A 24148-nucleotide genomic window follows, 5' to 3' on the forward strand; every position below is an offset into this window, starting at 1 on the left:
ATTCAGTCGCCAAGGTTATCGCTAACCGAGCCTTGTGCGCACCAACCGCATTCAAAGGGCTGGCCTATTTTTTCAATACGTTGCGCGGGGTCCAGAACCCAGGCGCGCGATTGCCACGGCGGCTGGTGGCGCAGGTGCTGGGTATGACCGCACGACAGCTCGACCACCCAATGGCCGTCCTCGTCCAGATGGAACCCGGTGACCGTCGAGCCTTGCGCGGCAATCCGTCTGTCCGGGTTGTGTTCGCTTTCGGACGATTGCTTCGCTAAACTTGGCCTTTCTAAATTCTTATGCAAAAGGTCTCGCCCCATGCTGATCGCCGCCAATAAGGCTGTCTCCATCGACTATACCCTGACCAACGACGCTGGTGAGGTCATCGACAGCTCCGCCGGCGGCGCGCCGCTGGTCTACCTGCAAGGTGCTGGCAACATCATCCCGGGCCTGGAAAAGGCTCTGGAAGGCAAGGCAGTCGGCGATGAGCTGACTGTAGCCGTTGAACCTGAGGATGCTTACGGCGAATACGCGGCCGAACTGGTCAGCACCCTGAGCCGCAGCATGTTCGAAGGCGTCGACGAGCTGGAAGTGGGCATGCAGTTCCACGCTTCCGCTCCGGACGGCCAGATGCAGATCGTCACCATTCGCGATCTGGACGGCGACGATGTCACCGTCGACGGCAACCACCCGCTGGCCGGTCAGCGCCTGAACTTTCAGGTCAAGATCATCGCCATCCGTGATGCCAGCCAGGAAGAAGTCGCTCATGGCCACGTCCATGGCGAAGGTGGCCATCACCACTGATTTTCTGCGCTAAGCTCAGAGAACTGGAGAGGCGCCCGAGGGCGCCTTTTTAGTCCGCGGCTGTCCTTGGTGGCCTCACCAAGAGGCTGTTTCGAGAAGAACACGGGAATCTGGAGTTCGTCATGAGTGCTTTTCACGACCTTAAATTGACAGCCCTGGATGGTCAGGAGCTTCCGCTGGCGCCCTTCAAGGGGAATGTCGTGCTGGTGGTCAACGTTGCCTCCAAATGTGGCTTGACTCCGCAGTACGCGGCGCTGGAAAACCTCTATCAGCAGTACAAAGGCAAGGGCTTCAGCGTGCTGGGTCTGCCGTGCAACCAGTTTGCCGGACAGGAACCGGGCACCGAACAAGAGATCCAGGAGTTCTGCAGCCTCAACTATGGCGTGACCTTCCCGTTGTCCAGCAAGCTGGAAGTCAACGGCCATGATCGTCATCAGCTCTATCGCCTGCTGGCCGGCGAGGGCGCTGAATTCCCGGGCGACATCACCTGGAACTTCGAAAAATTCCTGCTGGGCAAGGACGGTCGCGTATTGGCGCGGTTCTCGCCACGCACGGCACCGGATGATCCGACGATCATTCATGCCATCGAAAAAGCCCTGAGCTGAAATCCCCTGTGTAGGAGCGAGCTTGCTCGCGATGGACGTCAACGATAACGCCGGAAGCCAGACAGAACGCGGCGTTCTCAAGTTCTTCGCGAGCAAGCTCGCTCCTACAGTTCCGTATGACTTTTAGACCTTAATCACCGCAATCAATAGTGCTGTTCAATCCGTCGCACTCTCCATATTATCGCCGTCATAAAGTCTATTCCCGTGGAGCGTCCCATGCCTGTTAAAGCCTTGTTCAAACCGTTCCACCTCGGCACCCTCGAGCTGCCGACCCGCGTCGTCATGGCGCCGATGACCCGCTCGTTCTCCCCGGGCGGCGTACCCAATTCCAAAGTGATCGAGTACTACCGTCGCCGCGCCGCTGCGGGCGTTGGCCTGATCATCACCGAAGGCACCACCGTCGGCCACAAGGCCTCGAACGGCTACCCGAACGTGCCGCACTTCTACGGTGATGCCGCGCTGGCCGGCTGGAAGAAAGTCGTCGACGCGGTGCACGCCGAAGGCGGCAAGATCGTTCCGCAGTTGTGGCATGTCGGCAGCGTGCGACGCATCGGCACTGAACCGGACGCCAGCGTGCCGGGTTACGGTCCGTCGGAAAAACTGAAGGACGGCCAGGTCGTGGTTCACGGCATGACCCAGCAGGACATCCAGGACGTGATCGCCGCGTTCGCCCAGGCCGCCAAGGATGCTCAGTCCATCGGCATGGACGGTGTGGAAATCCACGGTGCCCACGGCTACCTCGTGGACCAGTTCTTCTGGGAAGGCACCAACCAGCGTACTGACGAATACGGCGGCAGCCTGGCCAACCGTTCGCGTTTCGCCATCGAGCTGATCCAGGCAGTGCGTGCAGCGGTCGGCGAAGGCTTCCCGATCATCTTCCGTTTTTCCCAGTGGAAGCAGCAGGATTACACCGCGCGTCTGGTGCAAACCCCGGAAGCGCTGGGCGAATTCCTCAAGCCGTTGTCCGATGCCGGCGTGGATATTTTCCACTGCTCGACGCGCCGTTTCTGGGAGCCGGAGTTCGACGGTTCCGAACTGAACCTGGCGGGCTGGACGCGCAAGCTGACCGGCAAGCCGACCATCACCGTGGGCAGCGTCGGCCTGGATGGCGAGTTCCTGCAGTTCATGGTCAACACCGACAAGATCGCGCAGCCGGCCAGCCTGGAAAAACTGCTGGAGCGTTTGAACAACGACGAGTTCGATCTGGTGGCGGTGGGTCGTGCGCTGCTGGTGGACCCGGACTGGGCGCAGAAAGTGCGTGACGGTCGTGAGGAAGACATCCTGCCGTTCAGCCGTGAGGCGTTGATGACGCTGGTTTAAGCGGCGACTTTATCGACCCCTTCGCGAGCAGGCTCGCTCCCCACAGGATGTGTGTACGACACATCACCATTGTGGGAGCGAGCCTGCTCGCGATAGCGGTCTGAAGTTCAGCAAGGATTCAAAGGACGGTCGGTGCATTCGGCACCACCAACTCTCCGACACAAGCCCCGCGCAACTGCCCCTCGAACTGCTCGATGATCGCCGCCCACCCCTGGCGACTCGCATGCTGACGCGCATTGAGCCTCACGCAACGCAAGGTTTCGCGCTCTTCCAGCAGCCACGCCGCCGCATCGCAGAACGCTTCTTCATCCCCCGGCATCGCCAGCACGCCGTTGTAGCCATGACGAATATGCTGGGCCGCCGCCGCCTGATCGTAAGCCACCACCCCCAGCCCCGAAGCCAACGCCTCAAGCACCACATTGCCGAACGTCTCGGTCATGCTTGGAAACAGAAACACATCCCCTGACGCATAGTGACTGGCCAACGCTTCGCCGCGTTGCGAGCCGCAGAAAATCGCCTCGGGCAGATCCTTCTCCAGCGCCGCCCGTTGCGGGCCGTCGCCGACGATGATCAGTTTTATTTTTCGCTGTGGATAAGTCGCTTTCAGCGTGTCGAAACAGCGCTTGAGCAGCCCCAGGTTTTTCTCCTGCGCCAGCCGTCCTACATGGATCAGGGCAATGTCCTTGTCACCGACTCCCCATTGCTCGCGCAGCGATGGCAAGCGTTTGGTCGGGTGGAACAACTGGCTGTCGACCCCGCGGGACAGCAGCGCCAGGCGCTCGAAATTTCGGCGCTCCAGCTCCAGGCGCTGGCTGACGCTCGGCACCAGGGTCAGGTTCGAGCGGTTGTGAAACCAGCGCAGGTAGTGAGTCAGCAGGCGGGTGAGCAAGCCGAGTCCGTACTGGTTGGAGTACTGCTGGAAATTGGTATGAAAGCCGCTGACCACCGAAATCCCCAGGCGCCGTGCGGCGCGCAGCGCCGACAAACCCAGCGGCCCTTCCGTGGCGATGTACAGCACATCCGGGCGCTGGCGCGTCCAGCGCCGCAGCAGTTTGTGCATTGACGACTGACCCCATTGCAACCCCGGATACCCCGGCAGCGGCCAGCCGCGGCACAGCAGCAATTCGTCGTCGCTGCCCAGTTGTTGATCGCAGCTCTGTCGTGGCCGTACCAGTTCCACCTGATGCCCGCGCGCGCGCAAACCGTCGCACAAGCGGCCAAGGGTATTGGCCACGCCGTTGATTTCGGGAGGGAAGGTTTCGGTGATCAGGGTGATATGCAGAGCTGTCGTCATGACCTCAGTGTCAGCTGAGGCCATGTCGTCGTTATGGCGATTTGATGATGGATTTATGACCGGCTCAGCGTTGGGTGACCAGGTTCTCCGCACCGCGCTCACGGACCCAGAACAAGGTCGCGCCGGCCACAGCCGCTGGCATCATCAGGATGTTGACCACCGGAATCAGCAGCGCCAGATAAACGCTGCCGCCGAAGCTCATGCTCTGCCAGCGCTTTGCGCGCAGCCAGGCGAGCATCTCGTTCCAGCCCAGCTTGTGGTTATCCGCCGGGTAGTCGATGTACTGGATCGCCATCATCCACACGCCAAACAACAGCCACAACGGTGCGGCGATGATGTTGACCACGGGGATGAACGAGAGGATGAACAACCCGATCGCGCGGGGCAGAAAGTAGCCAAGCTTGCGCATTTCCCGGGCCAGGGTGCGCGGGATCATGGCGATCAGTTCACCCCAGCTGAAGGCCGGGAAATCATCGGTGCCGCGCACCACCACTTCGACTTTCTCCGCGAGAAAACCGTTGAACGGCGCAGCGATGATATTGGCGAGCATGGTGAAGGTGAAGAACACCATCAGCACCACCAGCACCACGAAAATCGGCCAGAGGATGTAACTGAGGAAACTCAGCCAGTCGGGCAGGGACGGCATCAGCGTATCGACCCACAGGCTGAATTGGTGGCCGGCCAGATAAATCAATCCGACGAACAGCACCAGGTTGATTACAAGTGGAAGCAATACAAAAAGGCGCAGGCTGGGGCTGAGAACCAGCTTCAGGCCTTCGCGCAGGTATTGCGGGCCGGACAGAACAGGGGCGGGCATATCGTGCTCCGAGCAGAGGGGAAACGCGCCGACCTTACCGGCTTTGCCTCGCGGACGAAAGCGCGGTTGCAGCATCGACATCAACGGTAACAAAGGCGTCTCTATATTCGTTGTTACGGAATAGAGGTCGCCTATGAGCTGGATTGTTAAACCGTATTTCCTTAATCTTCGCCCCCTCGATACGCTGCACCCAATCTTTTACAGGACTGTCGAGTTCGAGCCTTCCCCAAGTGCTTTCAACGGTCCTTTTTTATTCCCGCCGGTACGCCGGCGTTCCGCGCCAGATGTTTCGGGCCGGTCAACAGGAGCAGGTCATGTCTGAAGTCCGTCATTCGCGAGTGATTATTCTCGGTTCCGGCCCTGCCGGTTACAGCGCCGCGGTCTATGCCGCCCGTGCCAACCTCAAGCCACTGCTGATCACCGGCATGCAGGCCGGCGGTCAACTGACCACCACCACCGAAGTCGACAACTGGCCGGGCGACGTCCACGGCCTGACCGGCCCGGCGCTGATGGAGCGGATGCGTGAGCACGCCGAGCGCTTTGAAACCGAGATCGTTTTCGATCACATCAATGCCGTGGACTTCGCTGCCAAGCCTTACACCCTGACCGGCGACAGCGCGACCTACACCTGCGACGCCCTGATCATCGCCACCGGCGCCAGCGCTCGTTACCTGGGCCTGCCGTCGGAAGAAGCGTTCATGGGCAAAGGCGTTTCGGCCTGCGCGACCTGCGACGGTTTCTTCTATCGCAACAAGCCAGTGGCCGTGGTCGGTGGCGGCAACACCGCTGTCGAAGAGGCGCTGTACCTGGCCAACATCGCCAGCACCGTGACCCTGATCCACCGTCGCGAAACTTTCCGCGCCGAGAAGATCCTGATCGACAAGCTCAATGCCCGCGTGGCCGAAGGCAAGATCATCCTGAAGCTGAATTCGAACCTGGACGAAGTCCTGGGCGACAACATGGGTGTGACCGGTGCTCGCCTGAAGAACAACGACGGCAGCTTCGACGAGCTGAAAGTCGACGGCGTGTTCATCGCCATCGGCCACACCCCGAACACTTCGTTGTTCGAAGGTCAGTTGACGTTGAAAGACGGTTACCTGGTGGTGCACGGCGGCCGTGAAGGCAATGCGACCGCGACCAACGTTGAAGGTATCTTTGCTGCCGGTGACGTGGCTGACCACGTTTACCGTCAAGCGATCACCTCGGCCGGCGCCGGTTGCATGGCGGCACTGGACACCGAGCGTTACCTCGACGGTCTGCAGAACGCTTCGTTCTGATTCCGTTGCAATGAAAAAACCGGCCTCGGCCGGTTTTTTTTGTGCCCATGATTCCAGGCCTGATCACATTTCTTTGTGGGAGCGAGACCGGCTTGCCGGCGAAAGACGCCAACGAAAACGCGGGCAACCTGAGGCCACGCGGTGCCCTGTCTTCCATCGCGAGCAGGCTCGCTCCCACATGGGGTCAGTGTTCAGCTCAGTTTTTTCAGGCACGCCTCGAGGATGTCGAGGCCTTCTTCCAGCACTGCCGCCTCAGTGGTCAGCGGCGCCAGCAGCCGGATGATGTGCCGCGACTTGCCGCTCGGCATCAGCAGCAACCCCGCTTCACGGGCCAGCGCCAGCAGTTGCGTCAGTTGCGCCGGAGCCGGTGAGCCATCGGCGTTGGCCAGTTCGATGCCACGCATGGCGCCGACACCGGTCAGGCGTCCGAGATAAGGTGAAACCTTGTTGGCGCGCCAGGCCTGGTAGCGGCTGACGATCGCTTCTTCCTGCTGCGAACCCCAGGCGTGCAGGTTGGCATCGGTCATTTCGTCCAGCGTCGCCAACGCCGCCGCGCAGGCGATGGGATTGCCCGAATACGTGCCGCCAAGTCCGCCCTTGGGCAAGGTGTCGAGCAGCGGTTTACGCCCGACCACCGCACCCAGTGGCACACCGCCGGCGATGCTTTTACCCAGCAGGATCAGGTCCGGCTCGATGCCCAGCCGCGAAAACGCAAAGCGCTGTCCGGTGCGGCCGAACCCGGACTGGATTTCATCGGCGATCAACAGAATGTTCTTTTCATCGCAGAAGCGGCGCAGCGCTTGGGCGAACTCGATGTCCATCGCGAGGAAACCGGCTTCGCCCTGCACCGGTTCGACGATGAAGCACGCCACGTCTTCGACATCGATTTCGACGCTGAACAGCCGATCCATCGCCTTCAGCGCGTCGGCGCAGGTTACGCCGTTGTCCTGGCTGGGATAGGGCAGGTGATACACAGGGCCGGGCAGCACGCCGACTTTCTGTTTGTAGGGCGCGACCTTGCCGTTGAGGTTGAGGGTGGCGAGCGTGCGGCCGTGGAAGGCGCCGTCGAAGGCGATCACGGCGGTGCGGCCGGTCGCGCCACGGACGATTTTCAGGGCGTTTTCCGCCGCTTCCGCGCCGCTGTTGGTGAGCATGCCGCTGACCGGGTAATCCACCGGGATGAACGCGGCGAGGCGATCCATGACGTCGAGGTAGGGCACGTGCGGCGCGGCGTTGAACGCGTAGTGCGTGAGCCGGGTGGCCTGTTCGCGAATCGCCTCGACGATGCGCGGGTGGCAATGGCCGAGGTTCAGCACGCCGATGCCGCCGACGAAGTCGATGTAGCGTTTGCCATCGGTGTCCCAGACCTCGGCGTTCTTGCCGTGGCTGAGGGTGACGGGGTGCACGATGTTGATCGACCGGCTGATGGATTCGCTGCTCATGGATGACCGACTCTGAAGAAGGGAGGCTCTTCTTTTATCTAAGCCGCGAGCAGTGGTGCCGGGCAAACGAAATAAAGTTGCCGGGTCAATCTTAAAAGTCGGGATGTGGTTTCAGCGTTATACAAAATCAGCCAGGCAACACAAAACCCTGTAGGAGCCGGCTTGCCGGCGATGGCGTCTTCGAAGGCGATGCACGACTCGAGGGACCCATCGCCGGCAAGCCGGCTCCTACAGGGGCGGTGTCAGTCAGAAATCAGCGACGGGTCAGAGGTTGCTCGGTGAATTTCACACCGGCCAGGCCATGGGCGATCAACGCGCGGATGTTGCCGTGATCGCTGCCTTCAGGCGTGGCCACGACGGAGCGGTAGTGCTCGCCGAATGCCAGCAGCGCTTCTTCGTCGCTCAGGCCTTCCAGCAAGGCCAGGCCCAGGGTCTTGCACGAGCCTTCGTTCTGCCCGGCAGCATTTTCCACGCCGCCGTTGGTGAAGGCCTGGGGCTGGTAGTCGTAGCCGGCGGCGATGAACGCCAGGGTGTCGGCAAAAACGTGCTCGCCGCTTTTGAGGCTGGTGCGCAGGGTGTTCAAATCACTCATTGGGTTTTCCTTTGGCAAACGCCGCTTGTTGTTCGGCGCTGGCTTCTTGCTGATATTGGGCTTTCCACTCGGCGTACGGCATGCCGTAGACGACTTCACGGGCGTCATCGAGGCTGACCTCGATCTGGCGTTCGTCAGCGGCGGCCTTGTACCACTTGGACAGGCAGTTGCGGCAGAAACCCGAGAGGTTCATCAGGTCGATGTTCTGCACATCCTTGCGGCTGTCCAGGTGCGCGACCAGTCGGCGGAAGGCGGCGGCTTCAAGTTCGAGGCGTTGTTGCTCGGTCATGATGGGCTCTGTGAATTCAATGCGTGGCGCGGGATGATAAAAGCCTGGCGCGCGATGCGCCAGACGCACTCAGCGGCTCGCGGCCAGGGTGATCGACACCGACTCGGCGAAACGCAGGGCATGGGGTTTGTCGACTTCCACTTCTGCGTAGAGTACCGACGTGTTGGCCATTACCAGATCAAGAATTTCCTGGGTCAGGCGTTCGAGCAGGGCAAAGCGGTTGCCTTCCACGTGAGCGATGATCGCCTTGGTGATGGTGCGATAGTTCAGCGCGTGATCGATGTCGTTGTCACGCACCGCTTCCTGGGCCGCATACAGAATGGTCAGGTTGATCAGCACGTCCTGCTTGTTGAGGATTTCATCCTCGTTGATCCCGATGAACGTGCGCAGGCACAGGTCCTTGACCCGGATGCGCGCCATTCCTGGTTGAAGTTGTGGCATTGCTACTTGCTCCGTCCAATCAATTGCAGGAACTCCTGGCGGGTGTTGCTCGACTCGCGGAAGGCGCCGAGCATCACCGAGGTGTTCATGGTCGAATTCTGTTTCTCGACGCCGCGCATCATCATGCACATGTGCTGTGCCTCGATGACCACCGCGACACCAGCCGCACCGGTCACCTGCTGCACTGCGTCAGCGATCTGCCGGGTGAGGTTTTCCTGGATTTGCAGGCGCCGGGCGAACATGTCCACCAGTCGCGCAATCTTCGACAGGCCCAGCACTTTACCCGTTGGAATATAAGCCACATGTGCCTTGCCGATGAAGGGCAGCAGGTGATGTTCGCACAGCGAATACAACTCGATGTTGTCGACGATGACCATTTCATCGTTGTCGGAGGCGAACAACGCGCCGTTGACGATTGCTTCGACACTCTGCTCGTAGCCGTGACACAGGTACTGCATGGCTTTGGCCGCGCGCAACGGTGTGTCGAGCAGGCCTTCGCGATCGGGATTTTCACCAAGGCCGATGAGGATCTCGCGATAGTTCTGGGACAGCGCATTCTGGGGCAGGGAAAACGTCATGGATGATCCTCGCGGGGCAATCTACTTGAGGTGCCTTCCGCCGTTGACGGTCAGGGTCGTGCCGGTGACATAAGGGTTGTCGAGCAAATAACGCAGGCTCTGGTAGATCACTTCGCTGCCGGGTTCGATGCCCAGGGCAGACTTGGCCAGGGCCTTGGCGCGATACGCCGCGTCGTCGTCGGGGTTAAACAGTAGCAGGGCGGGCGAGATGCCGTTGACCTTGATGTCGGGCGCGTACTTCGCAGCGAAAGACAGTGTCAGGCTGTCGAGCCCGGCTTTGCTGGCGCAGTAGCCGATATGCTGGCTGCTGCCCTTGCGGGTCACGTCATCGCTGATGTGCACGATGTCGGCCGGGCTCGAGCGGTGCAGCAAGTCGGCGCAGTGCAGGTTGATCAGGTAGGGCGCCAGCATGTGCACACTGAACAGGCGGGTGAAGGCGGCGGCATCGGTGTCCGGTGTTTCGGCCAGCCATTCGGAGGCGTTGTGGACGATAGCGCGCAGGCGGTCGGTGTGGGTCTTCAGTTCACTGATGAAGGTGAAAATCCCGGCCTCGGTGGAAAAGTCGGCGAAGAGCGCCGTCGCGCCCAGATCACGCAATGCCTGTACGCCAGGGCGTTCAGTGCGATAGCTGAAGATCACGGCATGGCCGTCTTCGAGCAGACGCTGCGCACAATGCAGGCCGACGCGCTGGCCGGCACCGGTGATAAGGATCGGGGCGGATGAAGAAGTCATGAACGGCTCGCGTCACGGTGAGAGCAAAACTATACCAGCGACGGGAGCTGTCCACCTATTGGCGCGGCAACCTCTGTGGGAGCGAGCCTGCTCGCGAAGGCGGTGTGTCAGTTTGCGCAAATATTGACTGACACATAGCCATCGCGAGCAGGCTCGCTCCCACAAAGGGTCATCAGTGATTCTGGGAGGCGGGTTTGGTGGGCAATTGCCGCGTTTGAGTGCTGTTCAACCAGCTCGCCAACAAACGTGTCGACAGCGGAATGAAGAAGTAGACCATCAGCGGCGTCAGGCACAGCGTGCTGATCATCACCCGGGGCAGCAGGCTCATTTCGCCGAGCAACGGCCCGAGCACGAAGTTGAACAGCAACGACACCGGAAAGAACGCCAGCCAGATCGCCACGGCCTGTTTCCAGCGTGGCGGACGTGCGCCGACAGCACCGAACCAGCCTTCGATGCCGCTTACGCGATGCTCCGTTTTGTGCGCAAACAAGTCGCTGCCGCGCGCCAGCCAGGTGGTACGCGAGGCGGAATGCTCCCAGGCGTGCATGGTCTGCTCATTGGCGAAGCGGAAAATGATCTGGAACTCGTCATCGCCGGGCGGCGGCGCAAGTACACCGGAACCGAGATAGCCCTGGAAGTCAGTGGCCAGTTGTTCGCCTTCGCGCAACCAGGCCATCAGGTCCTGATAACGCCCATTGGCGACGCGGCGCGCAACCATCAATGTGACGGGGGAGGTAGACATCGTGTATCTCCGTTTAACAATTGCGTCACTCCGGATAGGAGTTTCGCCAGGCACAGCGCCGGGGTGGTGGGCTGCGTCTCGGTATAAGCAAGGATTATTCCGGATTCTACAGGTTATGCCTGTGACAATCGTCGTTCATCTATGCCTTGAATGGTGACGGGGCAGGCGAGGTAGAATAGGATCCAATGAACACACGGAAGTTGACTGCCCAATGCCTGTCTTGACTGACGATGTCACTGCTGCCCAGACCGTAGTTCCCCTCGAACAGGAGGACTTGTTTCCGATTCGCGAGGTGGCGCGGCTGACCGGCGTCAACCCGGTCACGCTCCGGGCATGGGAGCGTCGTTATGGTCTGATCCAGCCCACGCGCACCGAGAGCGGGCATCGGTTGTACGCAATGGCTGATATCGAGCGCGTGCACAGCATCCTCGGCTGGATCGACCGTGGCGTCGCTGTCAGCAAGGTCGGCAAGATCCTGGCCAAGACCGCGCCGCTTCAGGCGCTCTCGCACATTATCCCCAATGAACTGGTACACGCCGACTACGCGCAATGGCAGCAGCAGGTCCATGCCGCCGTCAGCGCGTTCGACGATGTTCAGATGGATCAGGTCTACGGGCAGATTTTTTCCAGTTACCCCCAGACCGTGGTTTTCCAGGGCATTCTGATGCCGCTGTGGAAGCAGTTGCTACAGCGCCAGGATCAATTCGGCCAGACCAGCGAATGGCTGTTTTTCGATGGCTATTTGCGCACGCGCGTTCTGCAGCGCTTGCTGCTGATGCGTGCCAACCAGCCGCGGCGGGTGATCGTCAGCGCATTGGCCGGTCAGTGCCGTGAACTCGAATTGTTGGTCGCGGCGTTGTTCCTGAGCAGCAATGAAATGGGCGTGCGACTGCTGACCATCGGCCAACCGCTCGATGAACTCACCCTGGTGTGCGAAAAAATCAGGCCGCAGGCGCTGGTGCTTTTTTCCAATCACGCACCCGCTCCTGAACTGCCGCGCCGACTCAATCGACTGGCCATGAGCCTGGATTGTCAGTTGATGCTGGCTGGGGATGCGTCCGATCTGGCGCAGGAAAGCCTCGCCGGAACGTCGATTGGCTGCCTGGGTAACGAAGGGACGTTGATGCGCCAGCGCTTGAAGCAGTTCCTGGCGGGTAACCTGGATACCTGAGTCAGAGGTGCAGGGCTGGATGGGTCAACCGATGTTGCTGAAGGATGTACTGACGCAAGCGCTCGGTTTCGTCGGTGTCGCTCTGACTCAACTGATAAGCATAGAAACCGTTCTCGGTTTCCTTCTCGAAAGTGCCACGCATCGCGATCCGCTCATAGCCTGACGGGCTGAACCACAGCGCGAAATGTTTGGGCGGCTTGGTTTTGTTGCGGACTTCCAGCAACACACCCTTGAACGACACTTCATGGACCCACATCGTACCGGGCTGGCCGCTGGCATTCTCCAGGGCTACTGGCTCTTCGAGTACCAGGCGCCATGGCCGGACCAATGGCCCGTCTTCGTAAATGCTGGGGACACCAAGGCGTAAATGCAGCGCATGAAATTCGTCTTCCACCAGGTGCAGCGGAAAGGTCATTTGCTGGTTTTCGAAATTCGCCTGGATGGTGACTTGCTCATGGGCGGCAAGGCGCGTGAGCAAGTCACGGATCTGTGAACCACCGTTTACGAGCAGGCTCGACGTCGCATCCCGCACGTTGAGTTGCGGGTTGTGTTGCATGGTCTGGATGAAATCCAGCTCATCCTGGGTCAGGAGTGCGTCACGCTGCATGATCTGCTCGAAAGAAATAGTTACAAAGCCAACGGTGATTGTAGTTAATGACAATCAATTCATGATTTTGTTTTGACCGTTCGTCGCTTTTAGTTCGGCGAGCTCTTTTTGAAGCTCCGCCACCTGCTGCTCAAGCTGGGCCACTCGCTGCTGCGCCTTGACTTGAACGGTCACATCTTTTTGCACGCCGACAAAATAAGTCTGGCCGTCGCTCGGGTTTTTTACCGTCGAAAGGGACAGTTCGTTCCAGAACGGAGTGCCGTCCTTGCGATAATTGCGCAGGATTTCCCGGCAGGAACCGCCGCTGTCCAGCGTCTCGCGAATCAACGCAAGCGGTGCCTGATCGCGGTCGCCGGACTGCAGGAAGCGGCAATCCTGGTAGAGGATTTCTTCGCTGTTGTAGCCGGTCAGGCGTTCGAACGCCGGGTTGACGTAAATCAGGATATTGTCGTGTTCGCCTTCTTTTTCGGCGATCACGATGCCGTCGTTGGACGCGTTAATCACCATTTGCAGCAGTTGGGCGTTGATCATGGATAGAGTCCCTTCCTGTTGATAGAGATTTTCATTCTAAAAGAACAATGCGAGCGCTGCTGTTAATATCCCGACCTTTTATTGAGCTTCAGGATCAGATTGATGAAAGTCGCCATTCTTTCCGGCTCGGTGTACGGCACGGCTGAAGAAGTCGCCCGACACGCCGCGAGCCTTTTGAAAACCGCGGGATTTGAAACTTTCCACAACCCGCGCGCGAGCCTTGCCGATCTTCAGGCCTTTGGCCCCGAAGCCTTCCTGGCCGTGACCTCGACCACCGGCATGGGTGAATTGCCGGACAACCTGCAACCCTTGTATTTCGCCATTCGCGATCAGTTGCCGGCTGCCTGGCGCGGTTTGCCAGGCGCGGTGCTAGGCCTGGGCGATACCAGCTACGGCGATACGTTCTGCGGTGGCGGCGAGTTGATGCGCGAGTTATTCGGCGAACTGGGCGTGCGCGAAGTGCTGCCGATGCTGCGCCTGGACTCCAGTGAAACCGTTACCCCGGAAACCGATGCCGAGCCCTGGCTGGCAGAGCTGGTCACGGCGCTGCGAGCCTGCTGAATCCGGGCCTTGCGTCGTTACTGGCGTCGGTACTTTGACTTGGATCCAGGCTAGTTTGCGCAGTGACTCGCTAGGCCATCAAGCTGGCTGCCAATGCAACTACAGGAACCCCGGGGGCTGACTAGACTGGCTTACGTGAGCAAAACAATAAGAACAGGAGTTCCTTGTCGTGAGCGTAGCCCCCCTCCAATCGTCCTACAGCGTCAAAGACCAGGTCAGCGCCGCCGAGTGGCAGACCCGCGTCGACCTGGCGGCTTGTTATCGCCTGGTCGCCCTGCACGGCTGGGATGACCTGATCTTCACCCACATTTCCGCCAAGGTGCCAGGCACCGAAGACTTCCTGATCAACCCGTTCGGGCTGATGTTTCACGAGATCACGGCGTCGAGTCTGGTGAAGGTCGATCAGGCCGGCAACAAGTTGATGGACAGTCCTTACGAGATCAACCCGGCGGGCTACACCATCCACAGCGCCGTGCATGAAGTGCGTCACGACGTGGTCTGCGTGCTGCATACCCACACGGCGTCGGGCGTGGCGGTGTCGGCGCAGAAGCAAGGCGTTCTGCCCATCAGCCAGCAATCGCTGTTCGTCCTGTCCAGCCTGGCTTACCACGCCTACGAAGGTGTGGCGCTCAATCACGAAGAGAAGGCGCGGCTGCAAGCCGACCTCGGTGAAAACAATTTCCTGATGCTGCACAACCACGGCCTGCTGACCTGTGGCGGCACCATCGCCGATACGTTCCTGATGATGTTCACCTTCCAGCGCGCCTGCGACATCCAGGTGATGGCGCAGGGCGGCGGTGCGGAACTGATCGCCATCGAACCGCAGATTCTGGCGGGCGCCAAGGCGATGATCGCCGGCGTGACCAAAAGTGCTCAAGGGATGGGCGGCGCACTGGCCTGGCCAGCGTTGCTGCGCAAACTCGATCAACAAGACGCGGGATATAAATTCTGATGCCTCTCGCCGAGATCCCTCTGTGTGTCTGGCGCAAACGCGGCCAGACGTTCGTATTCCGTGGCCAGACCATTCGCTACTGGACGGCGGGGCAGGGTGAGCCGCTGCTGCTGATCCATGGCTTCCCGACGGCGAGTTGGGACTGGCATTACCTTTGGCAACCGCTGGCCCAGCGTTATCGGGTGATTGCCTGCGACATGCTCGGGTTCGGTGATTCCGCCAAACCGGTGGACCACGAATACAGCCTGCTGGAGCAAGCGGACCTGCAACAGGCGTTGCTGGAACACTTAAGTATCGAACAACCGGTGCACGTGCTGGCCCATGATTATGGCGACAGCGTGGCCCAGGAACTGCTGGCCCGGCATTACGAAGCGCGCATTCATCTGGCCAGTTGCGTGTTCCTCAATGGCGGCCTGTTCCCGGAAACCCATCGTCCGATACTGACGCAGAAACTGTTGCTCAGCCCATTGGGCTGGATGATCGGCCGGGCCTTTTCCCGTGATGCGCTGGTGAAGAGTTTCCGGCAGATCTTCGGTCCGCAGAGCCGTCCGACCGAGAGTGAAATGGATGATTTCTGGAGCCTGGTGGACACCAACCACGGGCCGCGGATCCTGCACAAGCTGATTGCCTACATTCCCGAACGCCGCGCCCAGCGCGATCGTTGGGTGAGTGCGATGCAACGCGGTGACGTGCCCATGCGGTTGATCAATGGCGAAGTCGATCCGATCTCCGGCGCACACATGGTCGAGCGCTATCGGGAGTTGATCCCGAACCCGGATACGGTGCTGTTGCCGGGCATTGGCCACTACCCGCAGACAGAAGCGCCGGCGCTTGTGCTGAAACACTACCTTGCGTTCCGCGATCACCTGATGTCGACCTCGCTCAAAGTGGCCTGCTCGTAGCGAGCATTAAAACACCACCGCATCCCTGTAGGAGCCGGCTTGCTGGCGATAGCGATTTCGAGGTTTGCGGTGTCTATGAGGACGCCATCGCCGGCAAGCCGGCTCCTACAATGTTTTGCGTTGCCAAAAAATCGAGGTTAACCCTGTTCCTGTAGGAGCCAGCTTGCTGGCGATCGGGCCGCGACTCGGTCCGTACGCTCATCATCCCCCAGCCTTATCGAGCACTATTCAGCCCCCCTTGTGTTCATTGTGACCCGCAGCGCCTTGCCGGAGACTCGGACTCAATGTCCCCTGGCCTGCTGGAGTCCCCCTAATGAATGAGCCTGTGCGCTTCGAAGATAAAGTCGTGATCATCACCGGAGCGGGTGGTGGCCTGGGGCGCGCTCATGCGCTGTTGTTCGCAAAACAGGGCGCTCGGGTGCTGGTCAACGATCTCGGTGGCTCGACCCAGGGCGAAGGCGCAAATGCCTCGGCAGCAGATCGCGTCGTGGCTGAAATCCGCGAGGCCGGTGGCATCGCCGAGGCCAACCATGACTCCGTCACCGACGGCGACAAAATCGTCCAGAACGCCCTCGACGTTTTTGGCCGTGTCGACGTAGTGGTCAACAACGCCGGCATCCTGCGGGACAAAACCTTCCACAAGATGGACGACGCCGATTGGGACCTGGTTTACCGCGTTCACGTCGAAGGCGCCTATAAAGTGACCCGCGCCGCGTGGCCGCACCTGCGTGAACAAAACTACGGCCGGGTGATCTTCACCGCGTCCACCTCGGGCATCTACGGCAACTTCGGCCAGTCCAACTACGGCATGGCCAAGCTCGGCCTCTACGGGCTGACCCGCACGCTGGCCATCGAAGGCCGCAAGAACAACATCCTGGTCAACGCCATCGCGCCCACCGGCGGAACGCGCATGACCGAAGGCCTGATCCCGCCGCAAGTCTTCGAGCAACTCAAGCCGGAACTGGTCAGCCCGCTGGTGGTGTACCTCTCCAGTGAAAACTGCCAGGAAACCTCCGGGTTGTTCGAAGTCGGTGGCGGCTGGATGGGCAAGGTGCGCTGGGAACGCAGCCTTGGCGCCGGCTTCGATCCTCGGGTCGGGTTTTCACCGGAAGATGTGGCGGCGCACTGGCAGCAGATCTGCGACTTCGAAGGTGCCGCGCATCCGAAAGACAACATTGAGGCGCTGAAGGAGATGATGGGTAACCTGCAAAAGTACGCCCTCTGATCCCCGCGCTGTCGGCAGGGCCCGCCCGGGACCTGCCATCCTCCTCGAAAAACCATCGCCCATAAAAAAGGCCGCTGCAAACGCAGCGGCCAAAGTAAGACGTTGGATCAAGGAGCTACAAATCAACGTCAGTGAACACGGGGCGACGGGTCGAAAATCTTCGAATCATCCAAATCTGGCGACGATGGAATGGGCAACTCACATCCCGTCGTTTTGTGCTTTCCGGTCGTTCACCTTGAAAGCCCGGGCAGAATAACTGCTTGAGCCGGAAGGAAAAATAGCGATTCGTGACATGATCTGTTGCAGCATGAGTAACAGTGCCAGAGGGCGGCGCAGCGGGTGATCCGTGTGGATGATGGTGTCTTATCCAGCCCATCCATACCCCGCGCAAACCCAGACTCCGCAACGCCTTTCATCCTTTAGAGGTACACAACGAATACCTCCTTCGTGCGCTTATCGCCCCCGACCTGCGGCAGTAGGGTGTGGCCTTCTGTCACTCACCGGGGAAGACGCATGACAAAAACAACAATGCGCGCCATCTTCACACCGCAGGCGCTGGCCGTTGCGGTGGCCTTGGGCAGTTGTGCCCAGGCGCAGGCCGTTTCATTCAACATTGGCGAAATCGAAGGGACTTTCGATTCCTCGCTGTCCGTTGGTGCGAGCTGGGGCATGCGCGATGCCGAACAATCGCTGGTGGGCACCGTCAATGGTGGCAGCGGCCAGGCGTCGACCGGTGACGATGGGCGACTGAACTTCAAGAAGGGCGAGACCTACTCCAAGATCTTCAAGGGCATCCACGACCTGGAACTGAAGTACGGCGACACCGGGGTGTTCGTCCGTGGCAAATATTGGTACGACTTCGAACTGAAGGACGAAGACCGCGAGTTCAAGCCGATCAGCGATCACAATCGCAAAGAGGGTTCGAAGTCTGCCGGCGCGCAGATCCTCGATGCCTTCGTCTATCACAACTACTCCATCGCCGACCTGCCAGGCACCGTGCGTGCCGGTAAACAGGTGGTCAGCTGGGGCGAAAGTACCTTCATCGGCAACTCGATCAACAGCATCAACCCGGTCGACGTTTCAGCGTTCCGCCGCCCTGGTGCCGAGATCAAGGAAGGCCTGATCCCGGTGAACATGCTGTTCGCCTCCCAGGGCCTGACCGACAAGCTCACCGTGGAAGGTTTCTACCAGCTGGAGTGGGACCAGACCGTTCTCGACAACTGCGGCACCTTCTTCGGCGGTGACGTGGCGGCGGACGGTTGCACCACGGGGTACACCGTCGCCAGCCCGGCGATCGCGCCGCTGCAACCGATTGCTGCTGCTTTCGGCCAGGGTTTCCAGGTCAGCAAGGAAGGGGTGATCGTGCCCCGGGGCGGCGACCGCGACGCCCGCGACTCCGGGCAGTGGGGCACCGCGCTGCGCTGGCTGGGTGATGACACCGAGTACGGCTTGTACTTCATGAACTACCACAGTCGTACGCCGAACGTCGGCACCACCACCGCCGGATTGGGCACGCTGGCACGGATCCCCGGCATCGTGGCGACCGCGAACGCCATCGCCCCCGGCACTGGTTCCGCGCTGGCCCAGAGCGTGATGCTCGGTCGCGGCCAGTACTACCTCGAATACCCGGAAGACATCCGCCTCTACGGCGCGAGTTTCTCCACCACCTTGCCGACCGGCACCGCGTGGACCGGCGAGATCAGCTATCGCCCGAATGCCCCGGTGCAGGTCAACAGCACCGACCTGACCCTCGCCTTGCTCAACCCGATTGCCGGCGGCGCGGCGTCACCCATTGCCACCCGGCCAGGCGCTGACAACAAGGGCTATCGCCGCAAGGAAATTACCCAGGTCCAGAGCACCCTGACGCACTTCATCGATCAGGTGGCCGGCGCGGACCGTTTGACCCTGGTGGGTGAGGCGGCGGTTGTCCGCGTCGGTGGTCTGGAATCGCGCAGCAAACTGCGTTACGGCCGTGACTCGGTGTATGGCGCTTACGGTTTCGGCGGTGACAGGGACGGTTTTGTCACGTCGACGTCCTGGGGTTATCGCGCCCGCGCCATCCTCGATTACAACAACGTCATCGCCGGGATCAATTTCAAACCCAACCTGTCGTGGTCCCACGACGTCGCCGGCTACGGCCCCAACGGTCTGTTCAACGAAGGCGCCAAGGCCATCAGCGTCGGCGTCGATGCGGACTATCGCAACACCTACACCGCGAGCTTGAGTTACACCGACTTTTTCGGTGGTGACTACAACACCCTGGAAGACCGTGACTTCCTGGCGTTGAGCTTTGGCGTGAACTTCTGATCTGGCTGAGAAGGATGATTTCCATGCGCAAGATGATTCTGCAATGCGGTGTTCTGGCCCTGAGCCTGCTGGCTGCCAATGTGATGGCCGCGGTCTCGCCGGAAGAAGCGAACAAGCTCGGCACCAGCCTGACGCCGCTGGGCGCCGAGAAGGCCGGCAACGCCGATGGTTCGATTCCGGCCTGGACCGGTGGCATCCCGAAAAACGCCGGGGCGGTGGACAGCAAAGGTTTCCTGGCCGACCCGTTCGCCAATGAAAAACCGCTGTTCACCATCACCGCGGCCAACGTCGATAAATACAAGGACAAGCTGTCCGACGGTCAGATCGCGATGTTCAAGCGCTATCCCGAAACCTACAAGATCCCGGTCTACCCGACCCATCGTACGGTGGCCTTGCCGCCCGAGATTTACGAGTCGGCCAAGCGCAGTGCGCTGAACGTGACACCGATCAACGACGGAAACGGCCTGGCCAATTTCACCGGCAATCGCTACTACGCTTTCCCGATTCCGAAGAACGGCGTCGAAGTGATCTGGAACCACGTGACCCGTTATCACGGCGGCAACCTGCGTCGCACCATCACCCAGGCAACGCCGCAGTCCAATGGTGATTTCACCGTGATCCGCTTCAAGGACGAAGTCGCTGTGCCTTCGCTGCTGGGTGACCTGAAGCCGGGCAGCGACGAAAACGTCCTCAGCTATTTCAAGCAGGAAGTGACGGCCCCGGCACGGCTGGCGGGCAACGTGCTGCTGGTGCACGAAACCCTCGATCAGGTCCAGGAACCGCGCAAGGCCTGGATTTACAACGCCGGCCAGCGTCGCGTACGACGTGCGCCGCAAGTGGCCTATGACGGCGTCGGCACCTCGTCCGACGGCCTGCGCACCACGGACAACTTCGATATGTTCTCCGGCGCGCCGGATCGCTATGACTGGAAGCTGATCGGCAAGAAAGAAATGTACATCCCTTACAACAGCTACAAGCTCGACTCGCCGAACCTCAAGTACACCGATGTGATCAAGGCCGGGCACATCAATCAGGACCTGACCCGCTACGAGTTGCACCGGGTCTGGGAGGTGGTCGCCACGGTCAAGCCCAACGAGCGGCACGTGTACGCCAAGCGTCACATGTACATCGACGAAGACAGCTGGCAGGTGGCGCTGGCGGACCATTACGACGGTCGCGGCCAGCTCTGGCGAGTGGCCGAGGGGCACGCGCAGTTTTACTACGATCACCAGGTGCCGGCCTACACGGTCGAGGCGCTGTATGACCTGATTGCCGGTCGCTACATTGCCTTGGGGATGAAGAACGAAGAGAAGCGCAGCTTCGAATTCAACATCGATGCCAAAGCGGGGGACTACACGCCGGCAGCGTTGCGGAGTACGGGGGTTAGGTAATTTTCCTACAGGCTCCTACACACAAAGGTGACCCTTCGGTCACCTTTTTTATAGGTGCAAATCAGCACGCTGAATACTTCTTCAACAAGCCGTGTAGAGAGGACTAGGGTGGCGCCACAATTATAAAAAGGCGCACCACTATGACCGCCATGACTCCGTGTCTGGATCGTCCTGGACTCCTGCCCCGTTTGTCATCTCATCACCTCTCTCGCGAGCGGTTGATCGAACCGCTGATGGCCTCGACCGCGCGGGTGAAGTTGCTCTGCGCGCCGGCCGGCAGTGGCAAGAGTGCGCTGCTGGTCGAGAGCCTGTCGCGGGCACACTGCCAGGTCTGCTGGCTGTCGCTGGCGGGGGCCTCGATGACGGCGGACGAATTGCGCCGGCGACTGGCTCACGCGCTGGGGACGGACACCTCGGACGAGCCCGGATTGCTGGCGCATCTGGCGCGCTGGCCGACACCGGTCTGGATCGGTCTGGATGATTATTGCCGCACGCCCAACCCGGAACTGGACCTGTTGCTCGACCGCTTGTTGGCCATCAGTAGCCCGATGGTCACCTGGTGGCTGAGCGGTCGGCGCCGACCGCCGTGCAATTGGCCGCGCCTGTTACTGGCGGATGAACTGTACGACTGCGAGCGCGCCACGCTGGCCTTCACCCAAAGCGAAATCGCCCGACTGCTGCATAACCTGGAACCCGAGCAGGCCGCCAGGCGTGCCAGCCGAATCATCGAGCTGAGCGGTGGCTGGTGCGCCGGCGTGCGGATTGCGCTGCTGCAAAAATGCGACTGGTCGCGCAACGAACAACTGCATGGCCGCCCCGACACTCTGCACGACTACCTCGAACATGAGCTGTTCAGCATTCTGACCCCGGAGCTCACGGAAGCCTGGCGGGTGCTGGCGCACTTGCCGCGCTTCAATGCCCGGCTGTGTGATCACTTGTTCGGTGCGGGTGAGGGTGCTCAGTGCCTGGGTACCTTGCAAGCGTTGGGCTGCTTCATCGAACCGTGGCAGGAGTCGAACGACTGGCTGCAGATTTTCGCGCCCCTCACACAATTGGTCCGTGAAGAACAATGGCCGGAGGGGCGTTCCTGGCATCGACGTGCCTGTCAGTGGTTCGCCGCCGAGCTCGACTGGAAAGCCGCATTTGAACAGGCCTTGCTGGCGGAAGAATTCGAAGTCGCGGTCAGCCTGTTGCAGCACTTCAGTTTCGAGCACCTGTTCGAGGAGCAGACCGTGGTGCTGTTGTTGCGCCTGCACGAACGGCAAGGCGAGGAGTTGATGTTGGGGTCGCCGCAACTGGTCGGGCTGATCACCGCAGCGTTGTTGTTCGCCGGGCGATTTGAGCAAGCGGACGAATGCATCGGGCATCTATCGCGCTTCATGCCTCAGCCGTCAGCGTTGCAACAACAGCAGCTGATCGCGCGCTGGCAAGCCATGCAAGGTTGGCTTTTGCATTTGCAGGGGCGCATGGAGCGCTCGCAGGAACATTTGCAGGAAGCCCTCGGCGAACTCGGCCCGGAGCTCTGGAATGCCCGGTTGATGTGCCTGTCCGGCCTGACCCAGCAGGCCCTGCTGCGAGGCGAGCTCGACGTGGCGCAGGCGTTCAACCGTGAGGCGTTGTGCCTGGCGCGCGCGCAAGGTTCGCTGGTCTTCGAGGGGCTGCTGGAACTCGATCACGCGCAGTTGCTCGAGCAGCGCGGGGCGAGCGTCAGGGCAGAAAGCCTGCTGGCCAACATGCACGACTTGCTCCTGCAGCAGCAACCGCTGGCTCAGCCGTTGCTGGGTCGGATTGCCTTGCATCGCGGACGCCTGAGTCTGTGTCAGGGGCGAGAAACCCAGGCCGCCGAATATTTCGAGAACGGTCTGCAGATTTGTCTGCACAGTCAGGACAAACGCGTGCTGTATGGTTACCTCGGTCTGGCGCAGTTGGCCGCCAATCGTCAGGACTACGCCCACGCTTTTTGCCTGCTGCGTGACGCTGAACGATTGATGCAACAGCGGCGGATTCCGGACACGGTCTATCGCGGCGTCCTGCTGCAAGTCAGCAGTCATTTCTGGCTGCAGCAGGGGCGTCCCGAACTGGCCCGTGGAGCGCTTATCCGGGTATTGCGTCACTATCGCGGGCCCCACGCGAGGCAGGCCCCGCCGGCCACGCAGTCATTGATTGCAAGAATCGAATACCAGTTGATCCTGGCTGAAACCTATCTGCATCAGGCGCAAAGACCTCTGGATCGACTGAGGCACTTGCTTGATCACGCACAACGACACGCGATGCTGGCGCTGGAAACGGAGTTGCAGTTGGCGATCAGCGAGGTCGCGGACCTTAGCGCCGAGCCCGGGATGGCCGGGGCGGCACTAACCGCAGGGCTTGCATTGGTCGACCGTTGCAACGCGCAACAAGCGTTGCGCGATTTGAGTCTGCGTCAGCCGAACCTGCTTTTCCGCTTGCGAGGGGAGGAATCGGTGACCACCACGGTGACTGATACCAGCCGCTTGAGCAGTCGGGAGCTGGAAGTCGTTACCCTGATCGCCCAAGGCAATTCCAACCAGCAAATCGCCGAACAACTGTTCATATCCTTGCATACGGTAAAAACCCACGTCCGGCGAATTTATAGCAAGTTGGGTGTGGAGCGTCGAACCCAAGCGGTTGCCAAGGTCAAGGAAATGGGTGTTGTTAGTTAGAAGGAAACTGTTCTGTCTGAACTTACGAATTCATACATGTTGTTGGTTGGGTTTTTCAAGTTGTTCGCTGTATATTTTGAAACTTCGCGGTTTGGAATGGGTGTGGTCATGTGTCACATCAATATTCTGTTTGTAAGATGATTATCAATCCATTGGCGGGCTCGACAGGAAGTTTGAGCCTGATAACGTGACAGGAAGTTGTTATGAGTGACAGTTTTTATACGTTCAGCAAAATTTCACAGCTGAAGAAAATCCGTGCGGATTTCGCGGTTAAGGTGTTATTGACCGAACGTTTGCAGGCGCTGGGTGTGAGCCCTTTCAGAACCTACCTCAATACGGTGGTTGATCGCATCGATGACAAGGTGCATTCATCGCGCACGCTATACGAGGAAACGCTGGAGTATGTCGAGAAAGAAGCCCTGCCTGACTATGCTCAAGGCACCAGCAATGTGTTCAGTCGACAATATTCCTTTGATCCGAAAGATCGAATTGAAGGGTTGGGTTTGATTGAATTTGAAAACATCATCATTGATATCGTCAGGTGGCTGACAACAGCGCCTTCGATCAATCTTTCCAATCGGAGGCTCCGTTCATTGAGTGTCGAAGATGTTCACGCAGCATTGAAATACACAGTGCCCGACATCAATATCGATGAAGTGTATGTGACCAGTGTTGTGACAGTAGGAGAGGAGCGAAAAATGTTCAACTCCAGACGCCTGGTTGAAGATGTCCATGCCTCACTTCAGCATGATGATATTCCGTACTACCACGGTGATGATGTCGGTGTTTACTCGGTCGCCTACAGCCTGCAGGAACATCACCTGCATCCGCACCTGACCCCACGAGATATCAGCAATTTAGTGATCGACGTCGTTCCGGGTTTCCTGGCCTGAGCC

Annotated in this window: 25 protein-coding genes; 13 read left to right on the forward strand and 12 right to left on the reverse strand. The window is 60.0% G+C overall.

The window, feature by feature from the left end; translation table 11 throughout:
- Positions 1–2: 2 nt before the first annotated feature.
- On the reverse strand, positions 3–341 hold the full coding sequence (locus ACF6ZU_RS17175) for a DUF3565 domain-containing protein (RefSeq protein ID WP_392885357.1): 339 nt from the start codon (positions 339–341) through the stop codon (positions 3–5).
- Between ACF6ZU_RS17175 and ACF6ZU_RS17180 the strand changes: the two genes are divergently transcribed.
- The 3 genes from ACF6ZU_RS17180 (at position 310) to ACF6ZU_RS17190 (ending at position 2720) form a co-directional block, all read left to right on the forward strand.
- Positions 310–795: a peptidylprolyl isomerase gene (locus ACF6ZU_RS17180; RefSeq protein ID WP_010463269.1), complete on the forward strand. Its 486-nt coding sequence runs from the start codon at positions 310–312 to the stop codon at positions 793–795. The genes ACF6ZU_RS17175 and ACF6ZU_RS17180 overlap by 32 nt on opposite strands.
- 122 nt (positions 796–917) lie before the next feature.
- Positions 918–1400: a glutathione peroxidase gene (locus tag ACF6ZU_RS17185; RefSeq protein ID WP_392885360.1), complete on the forward strand. Its 483-nt coding sequence runs from the start codon at positions 918–920 to the stop codon at positions 1398–1400.
- Positions 1401–1616: 216 nt separating this feature from the next.
- On the forward strand, positions 1617–2720 hold the full coding sequence (locus tag ACF6ZU_RS17190) for an NADH:flavin oxidoreductase (RefSeq protein WP_392885362.1): 1104 nt from the start codon (positions 1617–1619) through the stop codon (positions 2718–2720).
- 118 nt (positions 2721–2838) lie between these two features.
- Here the strand turns inward: ACF6ZU_RS17190 and ACF6ZU_RS17195 are convergent, their stop codons facing one another.
- Both ACF6ZU_RS17195 and cysZ read right to left on the reverse strand, forming a co-directional pair.
- Entirely contained in the window at positions 2839–4038 is a 1200-nt protein-coding gene (locus ACF6ZU_RS17195; RefSeq protein WP_392885363.1) for a glycosyltransferase family 4 protein, read from the reverse strand.
- A gap of 40 nt (positions 4039–4078) precedes the next feature.
- Positions 4079–4831, reverse strand: coding sequence for a sulfate transporter CysZ (gene cysZ / locus ACF6ZU_RS17200; protein ID WP_392885365.1), 753 nt, complete (start codon positions 4829–4831; stop codon positions 4079–4081).
- Positions 4832–5145: 314 nt separating this feature from the next.
- Between cysZ and trxB the strand changes: the two genes are divergently transcribed.
- Entirely contained in the window at positions 5146–6108 is a 963-nt protein-coding gene (trxB, locus tag ACF6ZU_RS17205) for a thioredoxin-disulfide reductase (protein WP_008026963.1), read from the forward strand.
- A 191-nt stretch (positions 6109–6299) separates the two neighbouring features.
- Here the strand turns inward: trxB and ACF6ZU_RS17210 are convergent, their stop codons facing one another.
- The 7 genes from ACF6ZU_RS17210 to ACF6ZU_RS17240 all read right to left on the reverse strand — a co-directional run bounded on the left by ACF6ZU_RS17210 (position 6300) and on the right by ACF6ZU_RS17240 (position 10924).
- Positions 6300–7550: an aspartate aminotransferase family protein gene (locus tag ACF6ZU_RS17210; RefSeq protein ID WP_392885368.1), complete on the reverse strand. Its 1251-nt coding sequence runs from the start codon at positions 7548–7550 to the stop codon at positions 6300–6302.
- A 253-nt stretch (positions 7551–7803) separates the two neighbouring features.
- The gene (locus ACF6ZU_RS17215; protein ID WP_392885369.1) at positions 7804–8142 is read right to left on the reverse strand and encodes a HopJ type III effector protein; all 339 of its coding nucleotides are present in this window, start codon (positions 8140–8142) and stop codon (positions 7804–7806) included.
- Entirely contained in the window at positions 8135–8431 is a 297-nt protein-coding gene (locus ACF6ZU_RS17220) for a DUF1244 domain-containing protein (RefSeq protein ID WP_085711760.1), read from the reverse strand. The genes ACF6ZU_RS17215 and ACF6ZU_RS17220 overlap by 8 nt, the downstream gene beginning before the upstream one ends.
- Before the next feature lie 69 nt (positions 8432–8500).
- The gene (gene folX / locus ACF6ZU_RS17225; protein WP_008000591.1) at positions 8501–8872 is read right to left on the reverse strand and encodes a dihydroneopterin triphosphate 2'-epimerase; all 372 of its coding nucleotides are present in this window, start codon (positions 8870–8872) and stop codon (positions 8501–8503) included.
- 2 nt (positions 8873–8874) lie between these two features.
- On the reverse strand, positions 8875–9450 hold the full coding sequence (folE, locus tag ACF6ZU_RS17230; RefSeq protein WP_392885372.1) for a GTP cyclohydrolase I FolE: 576 nt from the start codon (positions 9448–9450) through the stop codon (positions 8875–8877).
- A 21-nt stretch (positions 9451–9471) separates the two neighbouring features.
- Positions 9472–10182 (reverse strand): dihydromonapterin reductase, encoded by a 711-nt coding sequence (gene folM, locus ACF6ZU_RS17235; RefSeq protein WP_392885373.1) that lies wholly within the window; start codon positions 10180–10182, stop codon positions 9472–9474.
- Positions 10183–10354: 172 nt separating this feature from the next.
- The gene (locus tag ACF6ZU_RS17240; protein ID WP_392885375.1) at positions 10355–10924 is read right to left on the reverse strand and encodes an antibiotic biosynthesis monooxygenase; all 570 of its coding nucleotides are present in this window, start codon (positions 10922–10924) and stop codon (positions 10355–10357) included.
- Between the two features lie 211 nt (positions 10925–11135).
- On the opposite strand from ACF6ZU_RS17240, the gene ACF6ZU_RS17245 reads away from it, so the two are divergent.
- The gene (locus ACF6ZU_RS17245) at positions 11136–12095 is read left to right on the forward strand and encodes a MerR family transcriptional regulator (RefSeq protein ID WP_392885376.1); all 960 of its coding nucleotides are present in this window, start codon (positions 11136–11138) and stop codon (positions 12093–12095) included.
- Between the two features lies 1 nt (position 12096).
- Here ACF6ZU_RS17245 and ACF6ZU_RS17250 read toward each other — a convergent pair whose 3' ends face one another.
- Both ACF6ZU_RS17250 and ACF6ZU_RS17255 read right to left on the reverse strand, forming a co-directional pair.
- The gene (locus ACF6ZU_RS17250; RefSeq protein ID WP_392885378.1) at positions 12097–12702 is read right to left on the reverse strand and encodes a hypothetical protein; all 606 of its coding nucleotides are present in this window, start codon (positions 12700–12702) and stop codon (positions 12097–12099) included.
- A 54-nt stretch (positions 12703–12756) separates the two neighbouring features.
- Positions 12757–13233: a PAS domain-containing protein gene (locus ACF6ZU_RS17255; RefSeq protein WP_392885379.1), complete on the reverse strand. Its 477-nt coding sequence runs from the start codon at positions 13231–13233 to the stop codon at positions 12757–12759.
- 102 nt (positions 13234–13335) lie between these two features.
- Between ACF6ZU_RS17255 and ACF6ZU_RS17260 the strand changes: the two genes are divergently transcribed.
- From ACF6ZU_RS17260 to ACF6ZU_RS17295, 8 genes are all read left to right on the forward strand, one after another.
- Positions 13336–13794 carry a flavodoxin gene (locus ACF6ZU_RS17260; protein WP_392885381.1) on the forward strand — a complete coding sequence of 153 codons (459 nt, stop codon included), beginning with the start codon at positions 13336–13338 and terminating at the stop codon, positions 13792–13794.
- A gap of 169 nt (positions 13795–13963) precedes the next feature.
- Entirely contained in the window at positions 13964–14746 is a 783-nt protein-coding gene (locus ACF6ZU_RS17265) for a class II aldolase/adducin family protein (protein WP_392885383.1), read from the forward strand.
- The gene (locus tag ACF6ZU_RS17270; protein WP_392885384.1) at positions 14746–15648 is read left to right on the forward strand and encodes an alpha/beta fold hydrolase; all 903 of its coding nucleotides are present in this window, start codon (positions 14746–14748) and stop codon (positions 15646–15648) included. Before ACF6ZU_RS17265 ends, ACF6ZU_RS17270 begins: the two co-directional genes overlap by 1 nt.
- A gap of 313 nt (positions 15649–15961) precedes the next feature.
- Positions 15962–16873 carry an SDR family oxidoreductase gene (locus ACF6ZU_RS17275; protein ID WP_392885387.1) on the forward strand — a complete coding sequence of 304 codons (912 nt, stop codon included), beginning with the start codon at positions 15962–15964 and terminating at the stop codon, positions 16871–16873.
- 513 nt (positions 16874–17386) lie between these two features.
- The gene (locus ACF6ZU_RS17280) at positions 17387–19180 is read left to right on the forward strand and encodes a DUF1302 domain-containing protein (RefSeq protein ID WP_392885389.1); all 1794 of its coding nucleotides are present in this window, start codon (positions 17387–17389) and stop codon (positions 19178–19180) included.
- 23 nt (positions 19181–19203) lie between these two features.
- Positions 19204–20571 carry a DUF1329 domain-containing protein gene (locus ACF6ZU_RS17285; protein WP_392885391.1) on the forward strand — a complete coding sequence of 456 codons (1368 nt, stop codon included), beginning with the start codon at positions 19204–19206 and terminating at the stop codon, positions 20569–20571.
- Positions 20572–20711: 140 nt separating this feature from the next.
- On the forward strand, positions 20712–23252 hold the full coding sequence (locus tag ACF6ZU_RS17290) for a LuxR C-terminal-related transcriptional regulator (RefSeq protein ID WP_392885393.1): 2541 nt from the start codon (positions 20712–20714) through the stop codon (positions 23250–23252).
- 203 nt (positions 23253–23455) lie between these two features.
- Positions 23456–24145, forward strand: coding sequence for a hypothetical protein (locus ACF6ZU_RS17295; RefSeq protein ID WP_392885395.1), 690 nt, complete (start codon positions 23456–23458; stop codon positions 24143–24145).
- Positions 24146–24148: the final 3 nt, after the last annotated feature.

Source organism: Pseudomonas migulae (assembly GCF_043225285.1).
GTDB classification, from domain to species: Bacteria; Pseudomonadota; Gammaproteobacteria; order Pseudomonadales; family Pseudomonadaceae; genus Aquipseudomonas; species Aquipseudomonas migulae_C.

Bases quoted from the DNA above. Each gene is read 5' to 3' on its own strand.
- ACF6ZU_RS17215 (WP_392885369.1), bottom strand. From the start codon at position 8,142: ATGAGTGATTTGAACACCCTGCGCACCAGCCTCAAAAGCGGCGAGCAC.
- ACF6ZU_RS17255 (WP_392885379.1), bottom strand. From the start codon at position 13,233: ATGATCAACGCCCAACTGCTGCAAATGGTGATTAACGCGTCCAACGAC.
- ACF6ZU_RS17220 (WP_085711760.1), bottom strand. From the start codon at position 8,431: ATGACCGAGCAACAACGCCTCGAACTTGAAGCCGCCGCCTTCCGCCGA.
- ACF6ZU_RS17180 (WP_010463269.1), top strand. From the start codon at position 310: ATGCTGATCGCCGCCAATAAGGCTGTCTCCATCGACTATACCCTGACC.
- ACF6ZU_RS17250 (WP_392885378.1), bottom strand. From the start codon at position 12,702: ATGCAGCGTGACGCACTCCTGACCCAGGATGAGCTGGATTTCATCCAG.
- ACF6ZU_RS17290 (WP_392885393.1), top strand. From the start codon at position 20,712: ATGACCGCCATGACTCCGTGTCTGGATCGTCCTGGACTCCTGCCCCGT.
- ACF6ZU_RS17285 (WP_392885391.1), top strand. From the start codon at position 19,204: ATGCGCAAGATGATTCTGCAATGCGGTGTTCTGGCCCTGAGCCTGCTG.
- folE (WP_392885372.1), bottom strand. From the start codon at position 9,450: ATGACGTTTTCCCTGCCCCAGAATGCGCTGTCCCAGAACTATCGCGAG.
- ACF6ZU_RS17280 (WP_392885389.1), top strand. From the start codon at position 17,387: ATGACAAAAACAACAATGCGCGCCATCTTCACACCGCAGGCGCTGGCC.
- ACF6ZU_RS17270 (WP_392885384.1), top strand. From the start codon at position 14,746: ATGCCTCTCGCCGAGATCCCTCTGTGTGTCTGGCGCAAACGCGGCCAG.
- trxB (WP_008026963.1), top strand. From the start codon at position 5,146: ATGTCTGAAGTCCGTCATTCGCGAGTGATTATTCTCGGTTCCGGCCCT.
- ACF6ZU_RS17195 (WP_392885363.1), bottom strand. From the start codon at position 4,038: ATGGCCTCAGCTGACACTGAGGTCATGACGACAGCTCTGCATATCACC.
- ACF6ZU_RS17295 (WP_392885395.1), top strand. From the start codon at position 23,456: ATGAGTGACAGTTTTTATACGTTCAGCAAAATTTCACAGCTGAAGAAA.
- ACF6ZU_RS17210 (WP_392885368.1), bottom strand. From the start codon at position 7,550: ATGAGCAGCGAATCCATCAGCCGGTCGATCAACATCGTGCACCCCGTC.
- ACF6ZU_RS17240 (WP_392885375.1), bottom strand. From the start codon at position 10,924: ATGTCTACCTCCCCCGTCACATTGATGGTTGCGCGCCGCGTCGCCAAT.
- ACF6ZU_RS17185 (WP_392885360.1), top strand. From the start codon at position 918: ATGAGTGCTTTTCACGACCTTAAATTGACAGCCCTGGATGGTCAGGAG.
- ACF6ZU_RS17275 (WP_392885387.1), top strand. From the start codon at position 15,962: ATGAATGAGCCTGTGCGCTTCGAAGATAAAGTCGTGATCATCACCGGA.
- cysZ (WP_392885365.1), bottom strand. From the start codon at position 4,831: ATGCCCGCCCCTGTTCTGTCCGGCCCGCAATACCTGCGCGAAGGCCTG.
- ACF6ZU_RS17245 (WP_392885376.1), top strand. From the start codon at position 11,136: ATGCCTGTCTTGACTGACGATGTCACTGCTGCCCAGACCGTAGTTCCC.
- ACF6ZU_RS17260 (WP_392885381.1), top strand. From the start codon at position 13,336: ATGAAAGTCGCCATTCTTTCCGGCTCGGTGTACGGCACGGCTGAAGAA.
- folX (WP_008000591.1), bottom strand. From the start codon at position 8,872: ATGCCACAACTTCAACCAGGAATGGCGCGCATCCGGGTCAAGGACCTG.
- ACF6ZU_RS17190 (WP_392885362.1), top strand. From the start codon at position 1,617: ATGCCTGTTAAAGCCTTGTTCAAACCGTTCCACCTCGGCACCCTCGAG.
- ACF6ZU_RS17175 (WP_392885357.1), bottom strand. From the start codon at position 341: ATGGAGACAGCCTTATTGGCGGCGATCAGCATGGGGCGAGACCTTTTG.
- folM (WP_392885373.1), bottom strand. From the start codon at position 10,182: ATGACTTCTTCATCCGCCCCGATCCTTATCACCGGTGCCGGCCAGCGC.